Origin of the sequence: Haloferula sp. (assembly GCF_049672945.1) — a bacterium.
GTDB lineage: Bacteria > Verrucomicrobiota > Verrucomicrobiia > Verrucomicrobiales > Akkermansiaceae > Haloferula.
In genome coordinates this window covers 1-16952 of record NZ_JBATWY010000214.1, presented here as the reverse complement: position 1 = coordinate 16952, position 16952 = coordinate 1, and the positions used below count along the sequence as shown (strand labels likewise).

The window sequence follows — 16952 nt, the reverse complement described above, 5'->3', positions numbered from 1 at the left end:
CAGTGCGGTCCAAAGAGGCTGCCTCAGAGCCCTGGGTGCTGATGGGCGGCCTTGTTGTGACCTTCGTCGCCTCCAGTGCGTCAGCGAGTGCCAGTGGTCACACGAGTCGCATTGTGTACGGTTTTCTTTACCGGTCTTCCTCACAAGCCATGCGAGCGCCGATCCCTTCACCGGGATCGGCGCTTGTCATTTCCGGGTGTAGCGTGATCCGGGTGTGAAGTTACACCAAAGTCGTACGCCATACGCCAACATCGAAAACCCTCGGGCTTGTGCTTCGATGGTCTTCTACAACCGACGTATTATGAGTGACTTACAATGCGCCATCATCGAAAACCTTTCTCTACATATACGCGTGCGCGATCTTGAGGTATTTTCTTCCTTCCCACGTAGGAGGGGATTTTCGATGATGGCGTCTCGTAACTCCCGGCGTATGAATGACTTACAAGACGCCATCGAAGCACAAGCCCGAGGGTCTTCGATGTTGGCGTATGGCGTACGTTTCGATGATGGCTTTCGGTTTTCGATGATGGCGTACGCTTTTTTTCGATGTTGGCGTACCTAACTACCTCTCCGAGGATTTTTCCTCGTCACTGCTTTCGACTGCGGATCGACCCCGGCTGCCTTCGTCAAACGGTAAATCACCGGTCGACACAACCCGGTTTCACGCATGAGTTGGTTAGTGGGAGCCGTCCAATCCAGTCCCGGGAAGTCTGTAGCCTTAGTGCTTCGGCGGCCGCAACCGGGAAGGGGACGAGAACTATCCGACGGATCATGGGCGGTAGGCTGGTAGTCGGGCGGCGCTCACAAGGGGCTCACAAGGGGCTCACAAGGGGCTCGGTGAGGCTGTTGGAGGACTGGACATCACCTGCGGTCGCCCCATAGCCTGCAACCATGGCAATAGGATACTACGAACTGAAGAGGGGGGTGAAGCACTCGTTCAACCTCAAGGCTGCGAATCACCAGGTCATTCTCACCAGCCAAACCTATGAGAGTAAAGCTGCGGCGGAGAACGGCATCGAGTCGGTCCGGAAGCACGGGGGCGACGAAGGGAACTTCGAGCGCAAGACCGCCAAATCAGATCAGCCGTATTTCGTCCTCAAGGCATCCAACGGCCAGATCATCGGCACCAGCGAGATGTATGAATCCGCGGCCGCCCGGGACAACGGGATCGAGTCGGTGAAGTCGAACAGCCCGAGCACCGAGGTGAAGGACCTCACCTGAGGCGATCCCCTGTGCGCCTTTCTGAGGCGGCAGGCGGTCAGTCAGGGGGGCCGGAGCGAGAATTTCGCGTGTCAGGCCCTCGGCATCTCCGATTGCGGGTGGATCAACGACCGGACATTGGCGATAAGTCGCCGAGCCCTTGGCAGCACGCATGTCCCCGACTCCCGTCTATCTTGATTGCAACGCCACCACTCCGATCGAGCCGGCGGTGGCGGAGTGCCTGCGCCTCCACCACGAGACCGAGTATGGCAACGCGGGTAGCCGGACGCACGACTACGGGGCCCGGGCGAAGGAGGCGGTGCGGGAAGCACGGGGCCGGGTGGCTGCGGTGGTTGGATTCAAGCGCGACGAGGTGATCTTCACCAGCGGGGCGACCGAGAGCAACAACCTGGCGATCCTCGGGCTGGCGGCCTATGGCGAGAAGGAGGACCGCCGGCATGTCGTGACCACCACCATAGAGCACAAGGCGGTGCTGGAGCCGGCGGAGGAGCTGGAGCGGCGAGGCTTCGAGGTGACGCGGGTGGGGGTGGGGCGATCTGGGCGAGTGGATCCGGACGACGTGGCGGCGGCGGTTAGGGCTGATACTTTGCTCGTCTCCGTGATGCACGTGAACAATGAGACCGGTGTGCTGCAGCCGCTTGGGGACATCGCGGAACTCCTCGACGGCCACCCAGCGTTTCTGCACACCGACGCCGCCCAGGGGTTCGGCAAGGACGTGGAGACGCTGAGGAACCACCGGCTCGACCTGATCAGTATCAGCGGGCACAAGATCTACGGGCCGAAGGGGGTCGGGGCACTGGTCATGCGTCGGCGGCGTTACTGTAAGGTGCCGCTGCGGCCTCTGGTTTTCGGCGGTGGACAAGAGGGAGGACTGCGGGCGGGGACGCTGCCGGTGGCGCTGGTCGCCACGCTTGGGAAGGCCGCCGAGATGGCGGTGAAGGAGCACGGGGCGAGAGCGGCAGCCTGTCGGAAGATCAAGTTGGCCGCACTGGCAGCGTTGGAGCCGCTTGGCATCCGCATCCACGGCGACTCGGAGCACACGCTTGACCACGTGTTGAACTTCGCCGTGCCGGGGATCGACTCGGAGGCTTTGATTGTCGCGCTGAAGGATCTGGTGGCGGCATCTAACGGCTCAGCGTGCACCTCGACCAGCTACACGCCAAGCCATGTGATGCTTGCAATGGGTTACAACGAGGACGAGGCCAACGAGGCGCTGCGCTTCAGTTGGTGCCATCTGACACCGGAGGTGGATTGGGACGGAGTGGCGGCACGGATCAGAAGTATGCAGGACAGAAGGGGCGCTGGTGCACGGTAGGCTGCTTGGCCTACTGTCCGCGGTGCTTCTTTGGTTTAGTAGGCACGGTATACGACCACCATGTGAATTCAGTAATCGGATCGAAATGTGTGGGATTTTTGACCATGTAGACTTCGTTGATCCGCCGATCGGCATGGGGGTCGTGTGCGAACTCCCAGATGGAGTCTATCTTGTGCTTGTGAATGTACATGTCGCCAACGCCGTAGGCCCCTTCCACGGCGATGATCGGCTGTCTCCGGTAGGCATCATCCGACAGCAGTTCTTCTGCGGTGACGCTGCTACTCGCTTCGAGGAATAACTCGATCCGTGCCCGCATGTCACGCCGGGCTCGTTGACGAGCTTCCTTTTCTTCCTCTTCGGTTCGCGGCTTCTTCCGGTCCCTCATGCCAAGTTCGACGTAAAGATCGAGTAGGTCGTCGACCGGCATTTCCGAGCGTAGGTGTACGGCCGCCAATAGCGATGCCAGTCCTGCTTGCTCACCGTCTCCCGGCTTCTTCCCAGCGTGGAAGATTCCTTTGATGTCCGAGAAGTAGTCACGGTGGGTCAGCTTTAGATGCTCAAGAGTGAAACCCTCAAGGAACAACTTGCCGTCATCTTTTCGGATCAAGGCCGGCGTCCCGTCGGGAAGGGGCAACAGCGAGGTTGTCTTATTGTTGGTCAGCTCAAGCTCCAGGCGCGTGATGGGATGGTTGGTCGAGGGACGGAGGTTTTTCTTTCCGTGCTTCTTGGCGATCATCGCGGCGGTCTTGTCGTAGACCTTCATCATGACGTTGGTCCCGTTCAGTCGGACGGTGTTCTTCAGAAACTCCAAGTTGCGAGCCCTCGTTGACCGCATCCGGCGCATTAGTCTGAAGAGGGTCTTGCCTGGATCCTCGATGTGGGTGCCGATCTCGATCTTGCTCCAGTGGGTGCCGCTGTTTTTTACCAATCCGGGGATCAGAGTTGAGGCTTTCGTCGGGTCCACGAGCACACCACTGAGGACATGGCGTACGAGGATCAGCAGGCCGCAGAGTTCCCGTTCATGCGAGATGGGAATGGCGTTGTGGCCGTGGGCGATTTTGGCGAGGTTGAGTTCGATTTGGTCGATGACCTGCCGGCATGGGTCCTTGCGCGTGCCCACGTGTGTGGTGCGAAAGCGGAGAACACGATCGCCGAACAGGTCGAATTTCCACTTGCCGGTGCGGATGGGACCGTCCTTGTGCCACTGGCGGTGGTTGTTGTTCAAGACGGCGTGGAACTGGAGCCAGCCGTCGATCTCGAAGTTTTCGTCGGTGAAGATCTCAGGCTTCACGAGGGGGCCGTTTGGAACGGTGATGGTGCATTGGTCGAGCATGGTTCTTGGGTGTGGGTAGTTGTAGTGGTTATAACTGTTGAAATTCAGGGACCGAGAACGAAACCTGAAATGTGTGAGCTGTAGGTATTCTGCGTGTGAGTATGGGGAGGGGCTGAAGAACTGACTTCAGCCCCTCCCTCAATGTGATGATCAGCCTGCAACGGCAGTCAGGTTCCTATTCTCGGCTGCCTTGCCGAGCAGAACCGCTCCATCTTCCTGGTGCTGGGACCACCAGTCCGCGGTGGCTCCGTCGATATACTGGAGGAACCGGAGCTTCTCCGCCGGTATGTGGCGGGTGTGGGCGAGGAACGTGTCCCGAGCATACTGCTCCCACTGGAACTTGTTGCCGGGTCCCATCACTGCGCACAACGCCTCGGCTTCCCGCTGGAGGCCAGCCTGATGCAGTCCTGCCAAGGTGCGGACCAGCGACTTCCCGCGGAGGTTGATCACCTCGGCCCAGACATGCTCGCAACGGTCGATCCGGACCGCCTCGCAGATCGCCCGGGAGAAGCGCTCGTAGTCACCATCCGGCTGGGGAAGGCTCGGACAGATCATCGCAAACGTGCGGTAGCCGTTGTCTTGGAGCCAGTGGAGTGACTCCAGACGCTTGGATACCTTCGCGGTGCCGGCTTCGATCGCGCCGGCCACGTTGTCGTCGAGCGTTCCGGTGGAGAAACCGAGGATCATCCGGTGCCGGTGCCGCTCTGGAATCAGGTCGTCCTTGAACAGGCGATGGAGTAGGTTGCTCTTCGAGAGCAGCCGGATCTGCCACGCGGTGCTGTCGAGGATCATGTTGCAGAGTGCGGCGGTTTCCCGCAGCAACTCCATCGTCGCGGCCACATCGACCAGCGTGGATCCATAGACGACGCGGTTGTCCTCCGGGTCCGGGAACTTCGGCTGGCCGTTCTTGCTGAACAACTGCTTGCGCAGCAGTCCGACTGGGTCCGGACGCCGAATGACGACATCCTCAAATCCCAGCTCGCTTTTCCCGCGGGCGCGGCGCTCGGCATTGAGGGAATCGAGATGAGGCCGGTCGACCTTGATCATCTGGGCTCCGACGTAACAGTACGCGCAACTGTAAGCGCAGGCGTCGCCCGGGTTGAGCGTGATACCGTCGCACAGGAGTTTCTCGGCAAATCCCTTGCTCTTCAGGTTCAAAACGGTCCTCGCGTTGGGACGCAAGATGACCGGCTTCTTGTTGATGGTGGTGGTTGGGAGTCGGCCTACTATGACCGTCCTCACTTCGTCTGTGGTTGGGAGTCGGCCTACTATGACCGTCTTCACGTTGATGGTGGTGGTTTTAGTGACGCATGCGCCACCCTGACTGTTATTATTCGTGTTGCTCATTTCTTTGATGAGCGACCGAAACTGGTAGCAGGGCGTGCGGGAATGAGGGAGCGGAACCCAGAATCAGGTCGTGGGAAGCCCAACCAAAACCCAAGGGCCCAGCGCCATTATCGGGTCGCTGCCTTTCGAGTTTCGACGGCGGCTTAGCGCTGGGGGCATCATCGCCCTCGTTGCTTCGCCAGTTGTCCGTTTGCCCTTTCGGGGCTTCCACAGTAGGCGGCCGAAACACCACCCTTTGAGACGGATTACCATCCCCAAAGAAGTTATATTCCCAAAGGTTAGCGTTTGCAACCGGCTCAGGGAAAAAACTTCAAATTTTTAATGCGATCCCAACTCCCCCTCATCCATATCCGTAACTCGTGCAGTGCTACGGTTGATTCTTCAGCCAGTAGCCTCGGGGCGGCAGCTCGATGCCGAGCCTCACGCAGTGCTTTTTCAGCGCCACATCTGAGACGCCGAGATCCTTGGCGGCATGGACGAGTGGCTTTTGCCAGACGAGTTTCTTGAGCTTGGCCTTCGGCGGCCAGTCGACCCTTTGACTTGTCGGTAGCTTTACCTTTAGCTTGGCCTTGCGGATCTTCTCCGGGGTGAGGTTCCAGAACTCCTTGACCAGCTTTTCGTCGTCAACGGAGTCTCTGTAGTGCCGGTTCATCATCTGGATGGAAGTGCCGCAGTTGTAGGCGGTGAGTGCCTCGTTCTTGTCTCGCTCCGTCTGGAACGAGATGGAAGTGTGCCTGATGATGTCCTGCACCCAATTCTTCGCCCCGGTACCCTTTTTGAGCACCTTCATTTTGTAGTCCCAGCCTTGGGGCAGACCAGAGAATGGATACTTCTCCAGCCAGGCTGACAACACCGGTGAGACCGGCACCGTTCGCTTGAGCTTGCGACGCAGTTTGCCGCCTGACACCCGGATCCGGTCTGTGGTGACATCTTCTGGCTTCAGATCCTCGATTTCACTGGGGCGCAGGCCCGCGAAAAGTCCTATTGCCACCACTGCGGCTGAGACTCCGTCCTGGTACTGTATTGCTGAGCTAAGTAACTTCCGAACCTCGGCCAGGGACAGGATCGAGATCTGACTCAAGTCCTGGGGAAGCTTGTCGAGTCGCCTGCAGGGATCCTCTAGGCAGTAGTGATGTCTTTCCGCCCAATGAAAGAAGACGGAGAAGATTCGACGGTGGGTCTTTAGCGAACTCAAATTTTCGTAGCTGCTGGTGGCCTTCTCGATGTCGCTCACCGAGAAGGAGTGAACAAACTTATTTGGATCCGGACGAAGGAGGAGCCGTAGACTCCCTTCGTAGTTCCGCAGTGTCGACTTTGAGATCTTGATTCGACTGGCGAGAAACTCGTCTTTGGCATTCAGAATCGTGATCTCTTTCGTTTCCGCCCGGTAACGGGCTTCAAGGAAAGCCATGCCTTCGTCGAGGGTAAGGCCTTTCGCTCGAGCTCTTGCTTGCAGGTTGAGGTAGTGGGAGACGATTTGCGAAAGCTTAAGCCCATTAGCCTGCTCGGCAGCAGCCTCAGCGTCGGCAAGTTCGGCTGAACTCAGAGATGTTCTCAAAGCTCGCCGGACATCGGTCTGGCCCGCCGCTTCCTCCTCAAGGTCGGCAACCGCTTGTATTGCTTGTAGCTTGTTGGGGTAATTTTGACGCACTCGAGTTCCGTCAGGCTTAGTTCCGGTAACGCGCCACGATGTGCTGCCTGACCGGTTTGTGAAGGCGGTAGCTTTAAAGCGGACTACATTTTCAGGTTTAGGCATGAGCTTTCTTGGCAACCTTTTTGGCAACCGCCAAGAATTTCTTTAGTGGCGAAATCGTAAGTAATTGATTGTAAGTTTTTTAAAGTAAAACGCGCTTCCCTTCGTAATGAATAGGTCGTCGGTTCGATTCCGACCAGCGGCTCCAGGCTTTTTGCAAGGTGCCTCCTGGTTCTAGTGATTTTTGGGTCAATCAGGGCTGTGCACCAAAGTTTGGGGAGAGGGTCGGTTGCTTGGTTTCACCGGCCCTTTCCAAGTTGGTGTTCGATGTCTTCGAGAGGGCGACCCTTGGTCTCAGGCACCATGACCTTCACCCACACCAGTTGCAGTACCATCATGAAGGCGAAGAAAAGGAAGACGACGGCTGGCGAGAATGCCGTGACCATCGATGGGAAGAACAGCGTCAGCAGGGCGGCGAAAATCCAGTGAGTGAAACTTCCCAGAGACTGTCCCTGGGCGCGGTGGCGGTTGGGGAAGATCTCGGAGATGAAGACCCAGATCACGGCGCCCTGACCGACGGCGTGGGCGGCGATGAAGGCGAAGATGCAGGCGGGCACGATGGCGAAGTTCCCGCTGTGGAAAGCCCAGGCGCAAAGTCCGAGCGAGGCGATGTAGCCGAAGGAGCCGATGTAAAGCAGGGTGCGGCGGCCGAGTCGGTCGATGAGCCAGAGACCGACGAAAGTGAAGATGAGATTGGTGATACCGATTCCAACCGACTGGAGCAGCGCGGCCTTTTCACCGAGTCCGGTCATTTCGAAAATGCGCGGGGCGAAGTAGAGGATGGCGTTGATCCCGGAGAGTTGATTGAAAAAGGCGATGAGGAAGGCGAGCAGGATCGGGGCCTTTAGACCGCTACTCCAGAAACCCCCGGTGCTGGATGCTTGGTGCGAGACCGTGCTGATCTCTTCCACCTTGGCCTCAATCTCGGTATCCGAGGCCTCCGGGTGGATCATTTGCAAGACCCTGGCACCGGCGGCACGATCATCCCGGCGACCAATGAGCCAGCGGGGGCTTTCGGGGAGGCCGAAGCACATCAGGCTGTAGATCAGTGCGGGCACCGCTTCGATGCCCAGCATCCAGCGCCAGGCGTTGTCCCCGAGACCGGCGAGCAGGTTGTTGGAGATGAATGCAATGAGGATGCCGAAGACGATGTTGAACTGGAACATCCCGGCGAGGCGACCGCGGTATTTTGCCGGGGAGATTTCAGCAATGAAGAGCGGGGCCGCCACGGTGGAAATGCCGACGCCAAGGCCGCCGATGAAGCGGGCGACCATGAACGAATAGGCGTCAGTCGCCAGGCCCGACCACACCGCTGAGATCAGATAGAGGATACCGATCCACAGCAGGGTTCCTTTGCGTCCGAACTTGTCGGTGGGCCATGCGCCGATGAGCGAACCGAGCACCGTTCCCCAGAGAGCCATGCTCATGGCCCAGCCGTGGGTTGCCGGGCTGAGGTTCCAGAGTTCCTGAATCGTCTGCTCGGCTCCGGAGATCACCACGGTGTCGAAGCCAAAGAGGAAACCGGCCAGAGAGGCGGTCAATGCCCAGAAGAAAAGTCGCCGTTGCATGGTAGGAGTAGGGTAGAAATTAGAGCGGTGATCTGGAACTCCGAAGAGATCGGTGTGACCAAAAATTCGAGCCTACAGAATTCTGAAATGCAAGGAAGCTGTCATTCCAGTGGGTGATCGAGGGAAGGTGAATCTTGCAGGGGTTCGGCCTCCGCTCGTAGGGCAGCCAACATCAATACGAACTCCTCCTTAATCCGCGATTCTGTCTTTCGGTTACTGGCCCGAATAGCTCTGCCACTCTTCGGCGAGTTTGGCGGATTTCAAGTCACCTTGATGGAAAAGCATGCGGTAGTTGAAGGTGAGGGTGTCGCCTTGTTTGAGGATGTGGTCCCCGAGGTGTTTGTCTTTCTTCTTTTCGAAGTCGTGCCGGCCGAAGGGATTGGCCGCAAGGAGGCCGTAATCTCTGGCATGCCACCAGGTGGGGTGGCGCAGGTTGGAGGGGTGATCGAACATCGCGATGACGGCCGCTTTCCCCTCGGGATCAGGCCCCGAGTAGGCGACCCAGGCCGCGCGCTTTCCCCAGGCATCTCCATCGCGTTCGCCATTGCTGTTGAGGATCGAGCCTTTGCCGACCTTGCCTTTCAGGCGCATGGTCGGAGCGACGCGGATGGCGGCGGTACCCTCCTTGGTATCGCCGAAGACGACGTCGCCATCCACTCCGGTGAGGACCGACTCCACGTCGATGAGGCGGGTGTCCCCACGAGCGGTGATGGTGTAAGTGCGCGTCTCGGTGAGATGGACGGTGTCGCCTTCCTCCCATGAGAGATTCACGGAGAAGGTGGCGGTGTGTGAGGGGAGTCCGTTGGCCGAGCTGGATTGGGTGCTGCGGGGACCGAAGCTCTTGTGGACGATTTCCCCCTTTCTCTTCAGATGCTGGGCCCAGAAATCGACGCCATTGACGAGGCCGTGGGTGAACCACACGGAGACGTGGTGGGGGTGGTCGTGTTCTTCGCCCGGAATGGAGTCGTCGAAGGGGAAGTTCCGGGTCAAGCCGGCTCCGGTCGGGCTGATGATCGGATAGAGGCAGGGGACTTTCCGATCGCTGCGATATTCGGTGAAAAGCTCGCCATCAATCTCGACCCGCAGGCGGTCGTTGGTCTCGGTGAGGACGATCTGGGCGCTGAGTGGCGAAATCGTGAGGAGGAGGAAAGCCGTGCGGAGATGTTTCATGAGAAGAGGTCGTCGAAATGGGAGTGAGCATTAACCATCGAAAGAACTTGGTGGCAATCACCCATTCGTGGATGTTTGGTTGCTCCGTTGCTGTCATCAGTCTCGGAGCTGCTTGGGCTCCGTGTCCGGAATGCTCCGGCTTGGCTTGACGCTTTGGAGAAAAAAGTTCATTTGAACAGGAGAAATTATGGCCGTTGTGAGCAAGAAGTTGGTCCAGACGCCGTTGGAGGCACTTGAGAAGCATTTCGGGCACCGTGCCTTCCTCGATGGTCAGGACGTGGTGATCGATCAGATCACCAGTGGGCGCGATGGTCTGGTGGTGATGCCGACCGGTGGCGGCAAGTCGCTGTGCTACCAATTGCCGGCGCTTTGTTTTGAAGGAGTGACGCTGGTGATCTCGCCGCTGATTGCCTTGATGAAGGATCAGGTTGATGCGCTGGAGGCCAAGGGAATCGCGGCGACGGTGATCAATTCGACCGTGCCGTGGGAGGAGCAGAAGGAGCGCTTGAATGGAATGCGCTCGGGCAAATACAAGCTGGTCTATGTGGCTCCCGAGCGGTTTCGTGCGGAGTCGTTTCTTCGGGCTCTCGAAGGGATCGAGGTCTCGCTTTTCGCGGTCGATGAAGCGCACTGTCTGAGCCAGTGGGGACATGATTTCCGACCGGATTACATGCGGCTTGGAAAGTCGCTGGAAATGATCGGGCATCCTCAATGCGTGGCCTTGACGGCGACCGCCACGCCGATGGTGCGGGAGGACATCATGAAGGTGCTTCGTCTGCGCGATCCTTTCGAAGTGGTGAGTGGGTTTTCGCGGCCCAATCTCTCCTTGGCGATCACTGCGGTGGAGAAGAAGGCACAGAAGCTCGAGCGGGTGAAGGCGATCGTGAAGGAGCACAAGACGGGGATCGTCTACTGTGCGACGCGTAAGAAGGTGGACGAGGTGAGTGAGACCCTGGCGGCGTGGGGGATGAAGGCGATCGCCTACCACGGAGGAATGAGTGACCAGGAACGTGAGCGGGCGCAGAATGTCTTCCTTCAGCGAAAGGCGGATGTGGCGGTGGCGACGAATGCCTTTGGGATGGGGATCGATCGGGCGGACGTGCGTTTTGTCATCCACTACGAGATCCCTGGTAGTATCGAAGCCTACTATCAGGAGGCGGGACGTGCCGGGAGGGACGGGGAAGCGGCGGTGTGCGAATTGCTCTACAACTACGCGGATACCCGGACGCAGGAATTCTTCATCGATGGGGCAAACCCCGGGGCCCAGGCCATTCGCGATGTCTACCAGTATTTCCTGGATGAGGCGGATGATGACTACGAGGTTCATCGTAGTATTGACGACATTGCCGAAGGAGTGGGATTGAAGAATTCGATGTCGGTGAGCAGTGCCGTGGCGGCCTTGGCTCGGGCCGGATACATCGAGCGCTTCGATATTCCCGGAAAGCGGATGCGGGGAACGCGTTTGAAAAAGCCTCAGGTTTCGGCGTCAGGTCTGGAGTTGGACGAGGCGGCGCTCGAAGAGAAGGACCGCCGAGATCGGGAAAAGCTCAAGGCGATGGTCGAGATGTGTTACGCCCGTGCCTGCCGCCAGCAGTGGATTCTCGAATACTTCGGTGAGGAAAACGCGGATGTCTGCGGCAGTTGCGATGTCTGCTGCGACGATGGCGGAAGTACCCGGGTCGCCACGGATGAGGAGCACCTGATCGTGCGCAAGGCCCTCGCGGGGGTGGCGCGGATGTCGCGCAGGACCTCGGCCGGATGGGAAGGCTGCTTCGGCCGGGGGAAGATCGTGATGATGCTGACGGGCAGTCGTTCGCAGGAAGTGATCGCTGCCAAACTCGACCAGCTGAGCACCTACGGCATTCTGAAAGAGCAGGGGACCGGTTACCTCAACGGGCTCTTCCGGGCGATGACGGATGGTGGATTGCTGCGAGTCGAGACCGGTGAGTACCCGCTGCTGACCCTCAGTGACCGCGGTGACAAGGTGATGCAGGGCTCGAAGTCCTACCGACTCGTCTGGCCTTCCAGAAATGAAGGAGGTCCGGCGGTCGTCGAGGGGCTCGATGATCAGGGCTTCGATCCGCAGCTTTTCAGCATGATGCGGGACCTGCGGGCGAAGTTGGCCAAGGCGGAGAGTGTTCCCGCGTATGTGGTTTTCAACAACCGGACCCTGGAGGCGCTGGCGCGATATCAGCCGGCGACTCTCGAGGAAGGGCTCGCGGTTCCGGGCATCGGCGAGGCGAAGGCACAGCGGTATTTGCGGCCGTTTCTGGATGTGATTCTGGTCTGGAAGAAGAGCCGGGCTTGATCGGCGAAGGCTGCCGCTTGACCGGCCGCTGCATCCCGAACAAGGTAGGCACGATGTCGGCGAGCAAATCGGTTCTCTTTGTCTGCACGGGAAACACCTGCCGTAGCCCGATGGCTGAGGGTCTTTTTCGGAAGGCGATCGCGGATCGGGATGATTTCACCGTGGCCTCAGCTGGAGTGGCCGCCTATCCGGGATCGCCGGTGAGCCAGGAGACCCGGGTTTTGCTCAAGTCCCGCGGTGTGGAGCTGGAGGGATTTGAGAGTCAGCCGGTCAGCGAGGAACTGATCGATCAGGCGACCCACGTTTTCGCAATGACGGCGGGCCATTTGCAGGCCTTGAGCTCCCTTTTTCCCGATCACGAGGACAAGTTCTACCTCGCTTGCGAGTTCGCCGAGGTTCCCGGAAAGGGGCTGGCCTGCGATGTGCCGGATCCGATTGGCATGGGAAAACGGGCCTACGAAGATGTCGCGAAGACGCTCGACCATGCGATTCCCACCATCATCGCCTTCATCGACCAGACCTGGCAGGGGGAGCGTGGTGATTAGAGTCCGGAAATGGGCGAATTGGTTGATCCGATGGAATCGCACTCGCGCGGGCACTTTTCACTTGGAACATCGGTGTTCCACCGCCATTTCCCTTCCGCCCCCTTCATTCTGATTTCATGAGTAAGAAAGACCTTCGAATCGCCCTTGGAGCCGATCACGGCGGAGTGGACCTGAAAGAAGCCATCGTCGCCCATTTGAAGGCGGCGGGCTATCAGGTTACGGATTTCGGAACCCATGGCAGGGAGTCGGTCGACTATCCGGACTTCGCCAACCTCGTTGGCCGTGCGGTTGCGGATTTCACCCATGAGTTCGGCATTTTGTGCTGCACTTCGGGCGTCGGTGTCTGCATGGCAGCGAATCGACACGCGCACGTGCGGGCCGCGAACGTGAGGACCGTTGACGAAACGATCATCACCCGTTCGCACAACGATGCCAACGTGCTGTGTTTGAGTGGCAAGGCGACCGATGAGGCGACCGCGCTCGAGATGGTGGACGCCTTTTTGGCGACCGCATTCGAAGGTGGACGCCACGAGCGTCGGGTGTGCAAAGCCTCAGGGTCGCGCATCGCGGAAACCGACCCCGATATCTATGCGGCGATCGTGGACGAGGAGAAGCGCCAGCGTTTCAACATCGAGCTGATCGCCTCTGAGAATTTCGCATCTCCCGCAGTGATGGAGGCGCAGGGTTCGGTGCTGACGAACAAGTATGCCGAAGGCTATCCCGGTCGACGCTGGTATGGGGGTTGTGAGAATGTCGACGTGATCGAACGGATCGCGATCGAGCGGGCGAAGGAGCTCTTTGGGGCCGATCATGCGAACGTGCAGCCGCACTCCGGATCGCAGGCGAATACCGCCGTGTATTTCTCGGTGCTCAAGCCGGGTGACAGGATTTTGACGATGGACCTGGCCCATGGAGGTCACCTGACCCATGGCCACAAGGCGAACTTCTCCGGAAAATTCTATGAGGTCACCCACTACGGGGTGTCTCAGGAAGATGAGCGGATCGATTATGATCACCTTGCCGAACTTGCCCGCGAGACCAAGCCGGCTTTGATCACTTGTGGGGCCAGCGCCTACTCGAGGGTCATTGATTTCGAAAGAATGGGTGAGATCGCTCGTGAAGTGGGCGCCTATCTCTTCGTCGACATGGCGCACATTGCCGGACTGGTGGCGGCCGGGGTGCATCCGAGTCCGTTTCCTCACGCGGATTTCGTCACGTCGACGACCCACAAGTCGCTGCGCGGACCGCGTGGTGGCATCATTCTCTGCAAGGAGGAATTCGCGAAGAAGATCGACTCGCAGGTTTTCCCGGGCATTCAGGGTGGACCGCTGATGCATGTGATTGCCGCCAAGGCCATTTGCTTTGGTGAGGCGCTCAAGGACGAATTCAAGGGCTATCAGAAGCAGGTCGTGAAGAACTCGCAGGCGATGGCCACACGCCTCACGGAGCACGGCTTCCGGGTGGTGTCCGGTGGTTCGGACAACCATGTGCTGATGGTCGACCTGCGTTCGAAGGACCTGAATGGTTCCGTGGCTTCGACGACTCTCGATGAAGCGGGGATCACGGTGAACAAGAATTCGATTCCCTTCGACACAGGCACCCCGATGAAGCCAAGCGGCATTCGAATTGGAACGCCGGCGGTGACGACTCGCGGGATGAAGGAATCCGACATCCAACAAGTGGCCGACTTCATCAATGAAGCGCTTCAATCGGTCGGGGATGAAGCCAAGCTTCACGCCCTGCGCGACCGCGTGCACGAATTCATGCGCGCCTTCCCGATGCCGGTTTGAGTTCTGGAGATGGAGCGCCGGGTTTAAGCTACCTCTGGGTTTCGCCTGCACCGCCACAAGAATAGGGTTAAAAACCTTGACTGACCCCCTTTTCACACCGTGCCATGAAATCGCTATGGATACTGACCCTCTCCCTTTGCTCTACGGCTCTAGTTGGAGCCGAGATTGACTTTACTGTTCGAGCATATGCGGAGGTCAACGACACCATCGCTACTGGGAAAATAACGAATTGGAAGAGAATCGCCGGGTTCTCAAAGGACCTCCCGTCCGAAGTAAATCCTACCAGAGAACTCTATTGGGCGGAAATCAGCCTAGAGGATTTCATCAAAGTTCCTTCGGGGTACGAGCCGCCAGAGCGGATAGCCGTTTTCTGGTTCAAGACGATCCACCCACCAAACACCAAGGGCAGGGTCCAGCCCTTCGAGCCCGAAAGCTTAGGCGAAGTAGCTTGGTGCTTCAATAGTGTGGACGACCCCGAACTTGGTGTGATGTACCCCCGAATCGCTCCGTTTCCCGGCTCGATCGATGAACTTCGGGTCGCACTACAGCTTCTAGAACAAGAACAAAAAGCAGCCGAACAAGACGGACATGGCGACGGCGAATAAGCCGCTTTGTTGAATTCGAAGCTTCTCATCGCCGCGCCATTCCTCAAACGTTCGGCAGAAATGAAACTCCTCGCAGATCGCCCTGTATTGCGCGCGGCGTCGATTTTGATTCTTTCGCTGACGACGATAGCATGGATCGCCCAGCTACTAAGTTGGACGGTTGGCTACGGGAAGGTGAACAGTGGACTCCCGGATTGGATGGTCTGGGTGTGGTTCTACTCAGTCGGCGGAGCTGGCCTCATGTCGCTTCTGATTGCGGGAAGGGTCATGATTGATCCGACAGAGGAATTTACGCCGATTTTGTCCCTCGTCCTGATTTCAGGAGTTGCCCCTGCGCTCGCGCTTATTGCCTATATTGCTGCACGCTCGTAAGAAGACGACAAACAAGCCGAACAAGCCGAATCAGGCGACCCCTCTCAGCGGCCTTGTTACGATACGGTTTTGGTGCTTACATCCGGCAACGAGAATCGGAGCCCCGCCATATGGGTCGGGATCGCCTGTTCTCTGACGTTCTCCAGAAAATACTATGATCACGAAGCTATTCTCACCAAAAGGTGACGCCTCACGTTCTGAGTGGTGGATCGTCACGCTAGTCTCCGAGTTCGTTGCCCAATGCCTAATCTTATCCCTGATCATTCCGGCACTTGATGAGGGTTCGTTGCAACCGCCCATGCTTGTATCGTTGCTGGTCTTGGTGACGGTTGTTCTGTGGCTCACGGTTGCGGTATCGCTGCGAAGGCTTCGAGATCGGGGGCGCTCAGGTTGGTTATTGTTGATCGGCCTAGTCCCTGTTGCCGGACTTATCTGGCTGATTATCGAGTGTGGCTTTATCCCAGGTCGTTCCTCTTCTGAGAGCTCCGTCGCCATACCGGTCTAAACAACAATCGGAGAACAAGGCGCTGGAGGGCGACCCCTATCAGCGGTTTTGTTGCGTTCTTGCCGCCAGCTTCGGAAGCTGATTGGATGTTCGCAGCCTTCCCGGTGAGGTCACCGGGATCGCCTCAGCTCAATCGTTAGGTGAAGAAATGAAGACCTTCGATGACCCTGCGGCAATACCGCCGAAACTGGATCTCAGTAAAGTTCCCGAAGAATTCCATTCGTTGGCTCCACTCGCAGAGAGGTATGGCGTTGGTGACGACATTTACCGCGAGGAGATGGTCGAAAGCCTCACTGACCACGAACGGACCGAGTTGATCGAATTCCTTGATTCGTGGGATGATCGCCTAGACACATGGCTCGCTGGCGCAGAGGCCGATTCCAGACCACCTTCAGACGAGTATTGCACGTTCACCTGCCTTCGCATGGCCGCCGATAGCGCAAGAATCAAGAACACCTAACAAGGCGGTTGAGGCGACCCCTTTCAGCGGCTTTGTTACGTTCTTGCCGCCAGCTTCGGAAGCTGCTTGGCTGTCCGTAGCCTTCCCGATTCGGTTACCGGGATCGCCTCACCATCGACGTTCGGCAAAAAATGGATTCGTTCTCTCTAGCCCTTCCATCCGACCGCGGGAACTCTATCTGCATTTCAACCCCTAGAGTCTTGCCCGAGTCGCTCGGCATCTTGGCAGGAATGAAGGATGGGAGGCACGACGGATCGGACCTTCTGGTTGCAGTTATAGACCGTCGACTTGGGCTCGCTGGAATTCAAAGCCCGCTTGGTTCGGACTGGATTCACCTAGACCGATCCTCTGAAGTCATTCTTCAACCCGTAAAGGATGCGAGAGATGGAAACGGGTTCCTTGAACTACACTGGGATAGTGAGCCTCTGAGGATGGGCGGGTTCGTTCACGCATGGGAAGAGAGACGAGAGTGGATCGAGATTCTAGGACGACAACTCGCATTGATGATGGGCCGGACATTCCGAATCAATGAGGCCACTCTAACCTATTGATATTTGCCGGTAGTGCTGCTGGCTCGGAGGGAACTTCGGACCTCCTAGGCAACACCGGCAAGCCGAACAAGGCGTGAGACAGCGACGCCTATCAGCGGTTGTGTTGGAG

General features: G+C 58.2%; 14 protein-coding genes. 9 read left to right on the top strand and 5 right to left on the bottom strand.

Translation table 11 applies throughout. The annotated features are described in order from the left end of the window. The first annotated feature begins 891 nt into the window (after positions 1–891). The gene (locus WBG04_RS18690; protein WP_424316235.1) at positions 892–1221 is read left to right on the top strand and encodes a YegP family protein; all 330 of its coding nucleotides are present in this window, start codon (positions 892–894) and stop codon (positions 1219–1221) included. 151 nt (positions 1222–1372) lie between these two features. Continuing rightward, a complete protein-coding gene (dndA, locus tag WBG04_RS18685; protein ID WP_424316234.1) occupies positions 1373–2536 on the top strand; it encodes a cysteine desulfurase DndA in 1164 nt (387 codons plus the stop codon). Between the two features lie 10 nt (positions 2537–2546). Here dndA and WBG04_RS18680 read toward each other — a convergent pair whose 3' ends face one another. The 5 genes from WBG04_RS18680 to WBG04_RS18660 all read right to left on the bottom strand — a co-directional run bounded on the left by WBG04_RS18680 (position 2547) and on the right by WBG04_RS18660 (position 9707). Further along, a complete protein-coding gene (locus tag WBG04_RS18680) occupies positions 2547–3869 on the bottom strand; it encodes a hypothetical protein (RefSeq protein ID WP_424316233.1) in 1323 nt (440 codons plus the stop codon). Between the two features lie 150 nt (positions 3870–4019). After that, positions 4020–5216 (bottom strand): hypothetical protein, encoded by a 1197-nt coding sequence (locus tag WBG04_RS18675; RefSeq protein ID WP_424316232.1) that lies wholly within the window; start codon positions 5214–5216, stop codon positions 4020–4022. Positions 5217–5583: 367 nt separating this feature from the next. Then, positions 5584–6867: a tyrosine-type recombinase/integrase gene (locus tag WBG04_RS18670; protein WP_424316231.1), complete on the bottom strand. Its 1284-nt coding sequence runs from the start codon at positions 6865–6867 to the stop codon at positions 5584–5586. Between the two features lie 341 nt (positions 6868–7208). Continuing rightward, positions 7209–8537, bottom strand: coding sequence for a sugar porter family MFS transporter (locus WBG04_RS18665; RefSeq protein WP_424316230.1), 1329 nt, complete (start codon positions 8535–8537; stop codon positions 7209–7211). 213 nt (positions 8538–8750) lie between these two features. After that, positions 8751–9707, bottom strand: coding sequence for a PmoA family protein (locus WBG04_RS18660; RefSeq protein WP_424316229.1), 957 nt, complete (start codon positions 9705–9707; stop codon positions 8751–8753). A 187-nt stretch (positions 9708–9894) separates the two neighbouring features. On the opposite strand from WBG04_RS18660, the gene WBG04_RS18655 reads away from it, so the two are divergent. The 7 genes from WBG04_RS18655 to WBG04_RS18625 all read left to right on the top strand — a co-directional run bounded on the left by WBG04_RS18655 (position 9895) and on the right by WBG04_RS18625 (position 16292). After that, entirely contained in the window at positions 9895–12015 is a 2121-nt protein-coding gene (locus WBG04_RS18655) for a RecQ family ATP-dependent DNA helicase (RefSeq protein WP_424316228.1), read from the top strand. A gap of 110 nt (positions 12016–12125) precedes the next feature. Then, a complete protein-coding gene (locus WBG04_RS18650; RefSeq protein WP_424316227.1) occupies positions 12126–12560 on the top strand; it encodes a low molecular weight protein arginine phosphatase in 435 nt (144 codons plus the stop codon). Between the two features lie 116 nt (positions 12561–12676). Next, the gene (locus WBG04_RS18645; RefSeq protein ID WP_424316226.1) at positions 12677–14350 is read left to right on the top strand and encodes a serine hydroxymethyltransferase; all 1674 of its coding nucleotides are present in this window, start codon (positions 12677–12679) and stop codon (positions 14348–14350) included. Positions 14351–14454: 104 nt separating this feature from the next. Beyond that, complete coding sequence (locus tag WBG04_RS18640; protein WP_424316225.1) at positions 14455–14955, top strand: hypothetical protein; 501 nt, start codon at positions 14455–14457, stop codon at positions 14953–14955. Positions 14956–15015: 60 nt separating this feature from the next. Next, positions 15016–15327 carry a hypothetical protein gene (locus WBG04_RS18635; protein WP_424316224.1) on the top strand — a complete coding sequence of 104 codons (312 nt, stop codon included), beginning with the start codon at positions 15016–15018 and terminating at the stop codon, positions 15325–15327. 154 nt (positions 15328–15481) lie between these two features. Further along, positions 15482–15832: a DUF805 domain-containing protein gene (locus WBG04_RS18630; RefSeq protein WP_424316223.1), complete on the top strand. Its 351-nt coding sequence runs from the start codon at positions 15482–15484 to the stop codon at positions 15830–15832. Between the two features lie 148 nt (positions 15833–15980). Then, positions 15981–16292, top strand: a complete 312-nt coding sequence (locus WBG04_RS18625) for a hypothetical protein (protein ID WP_424316222.1) — start codon at positions 15981–15983, stop codon at positions 16290–16292. Positions 16293–16952: the final 660 nt, after the last annotated feature.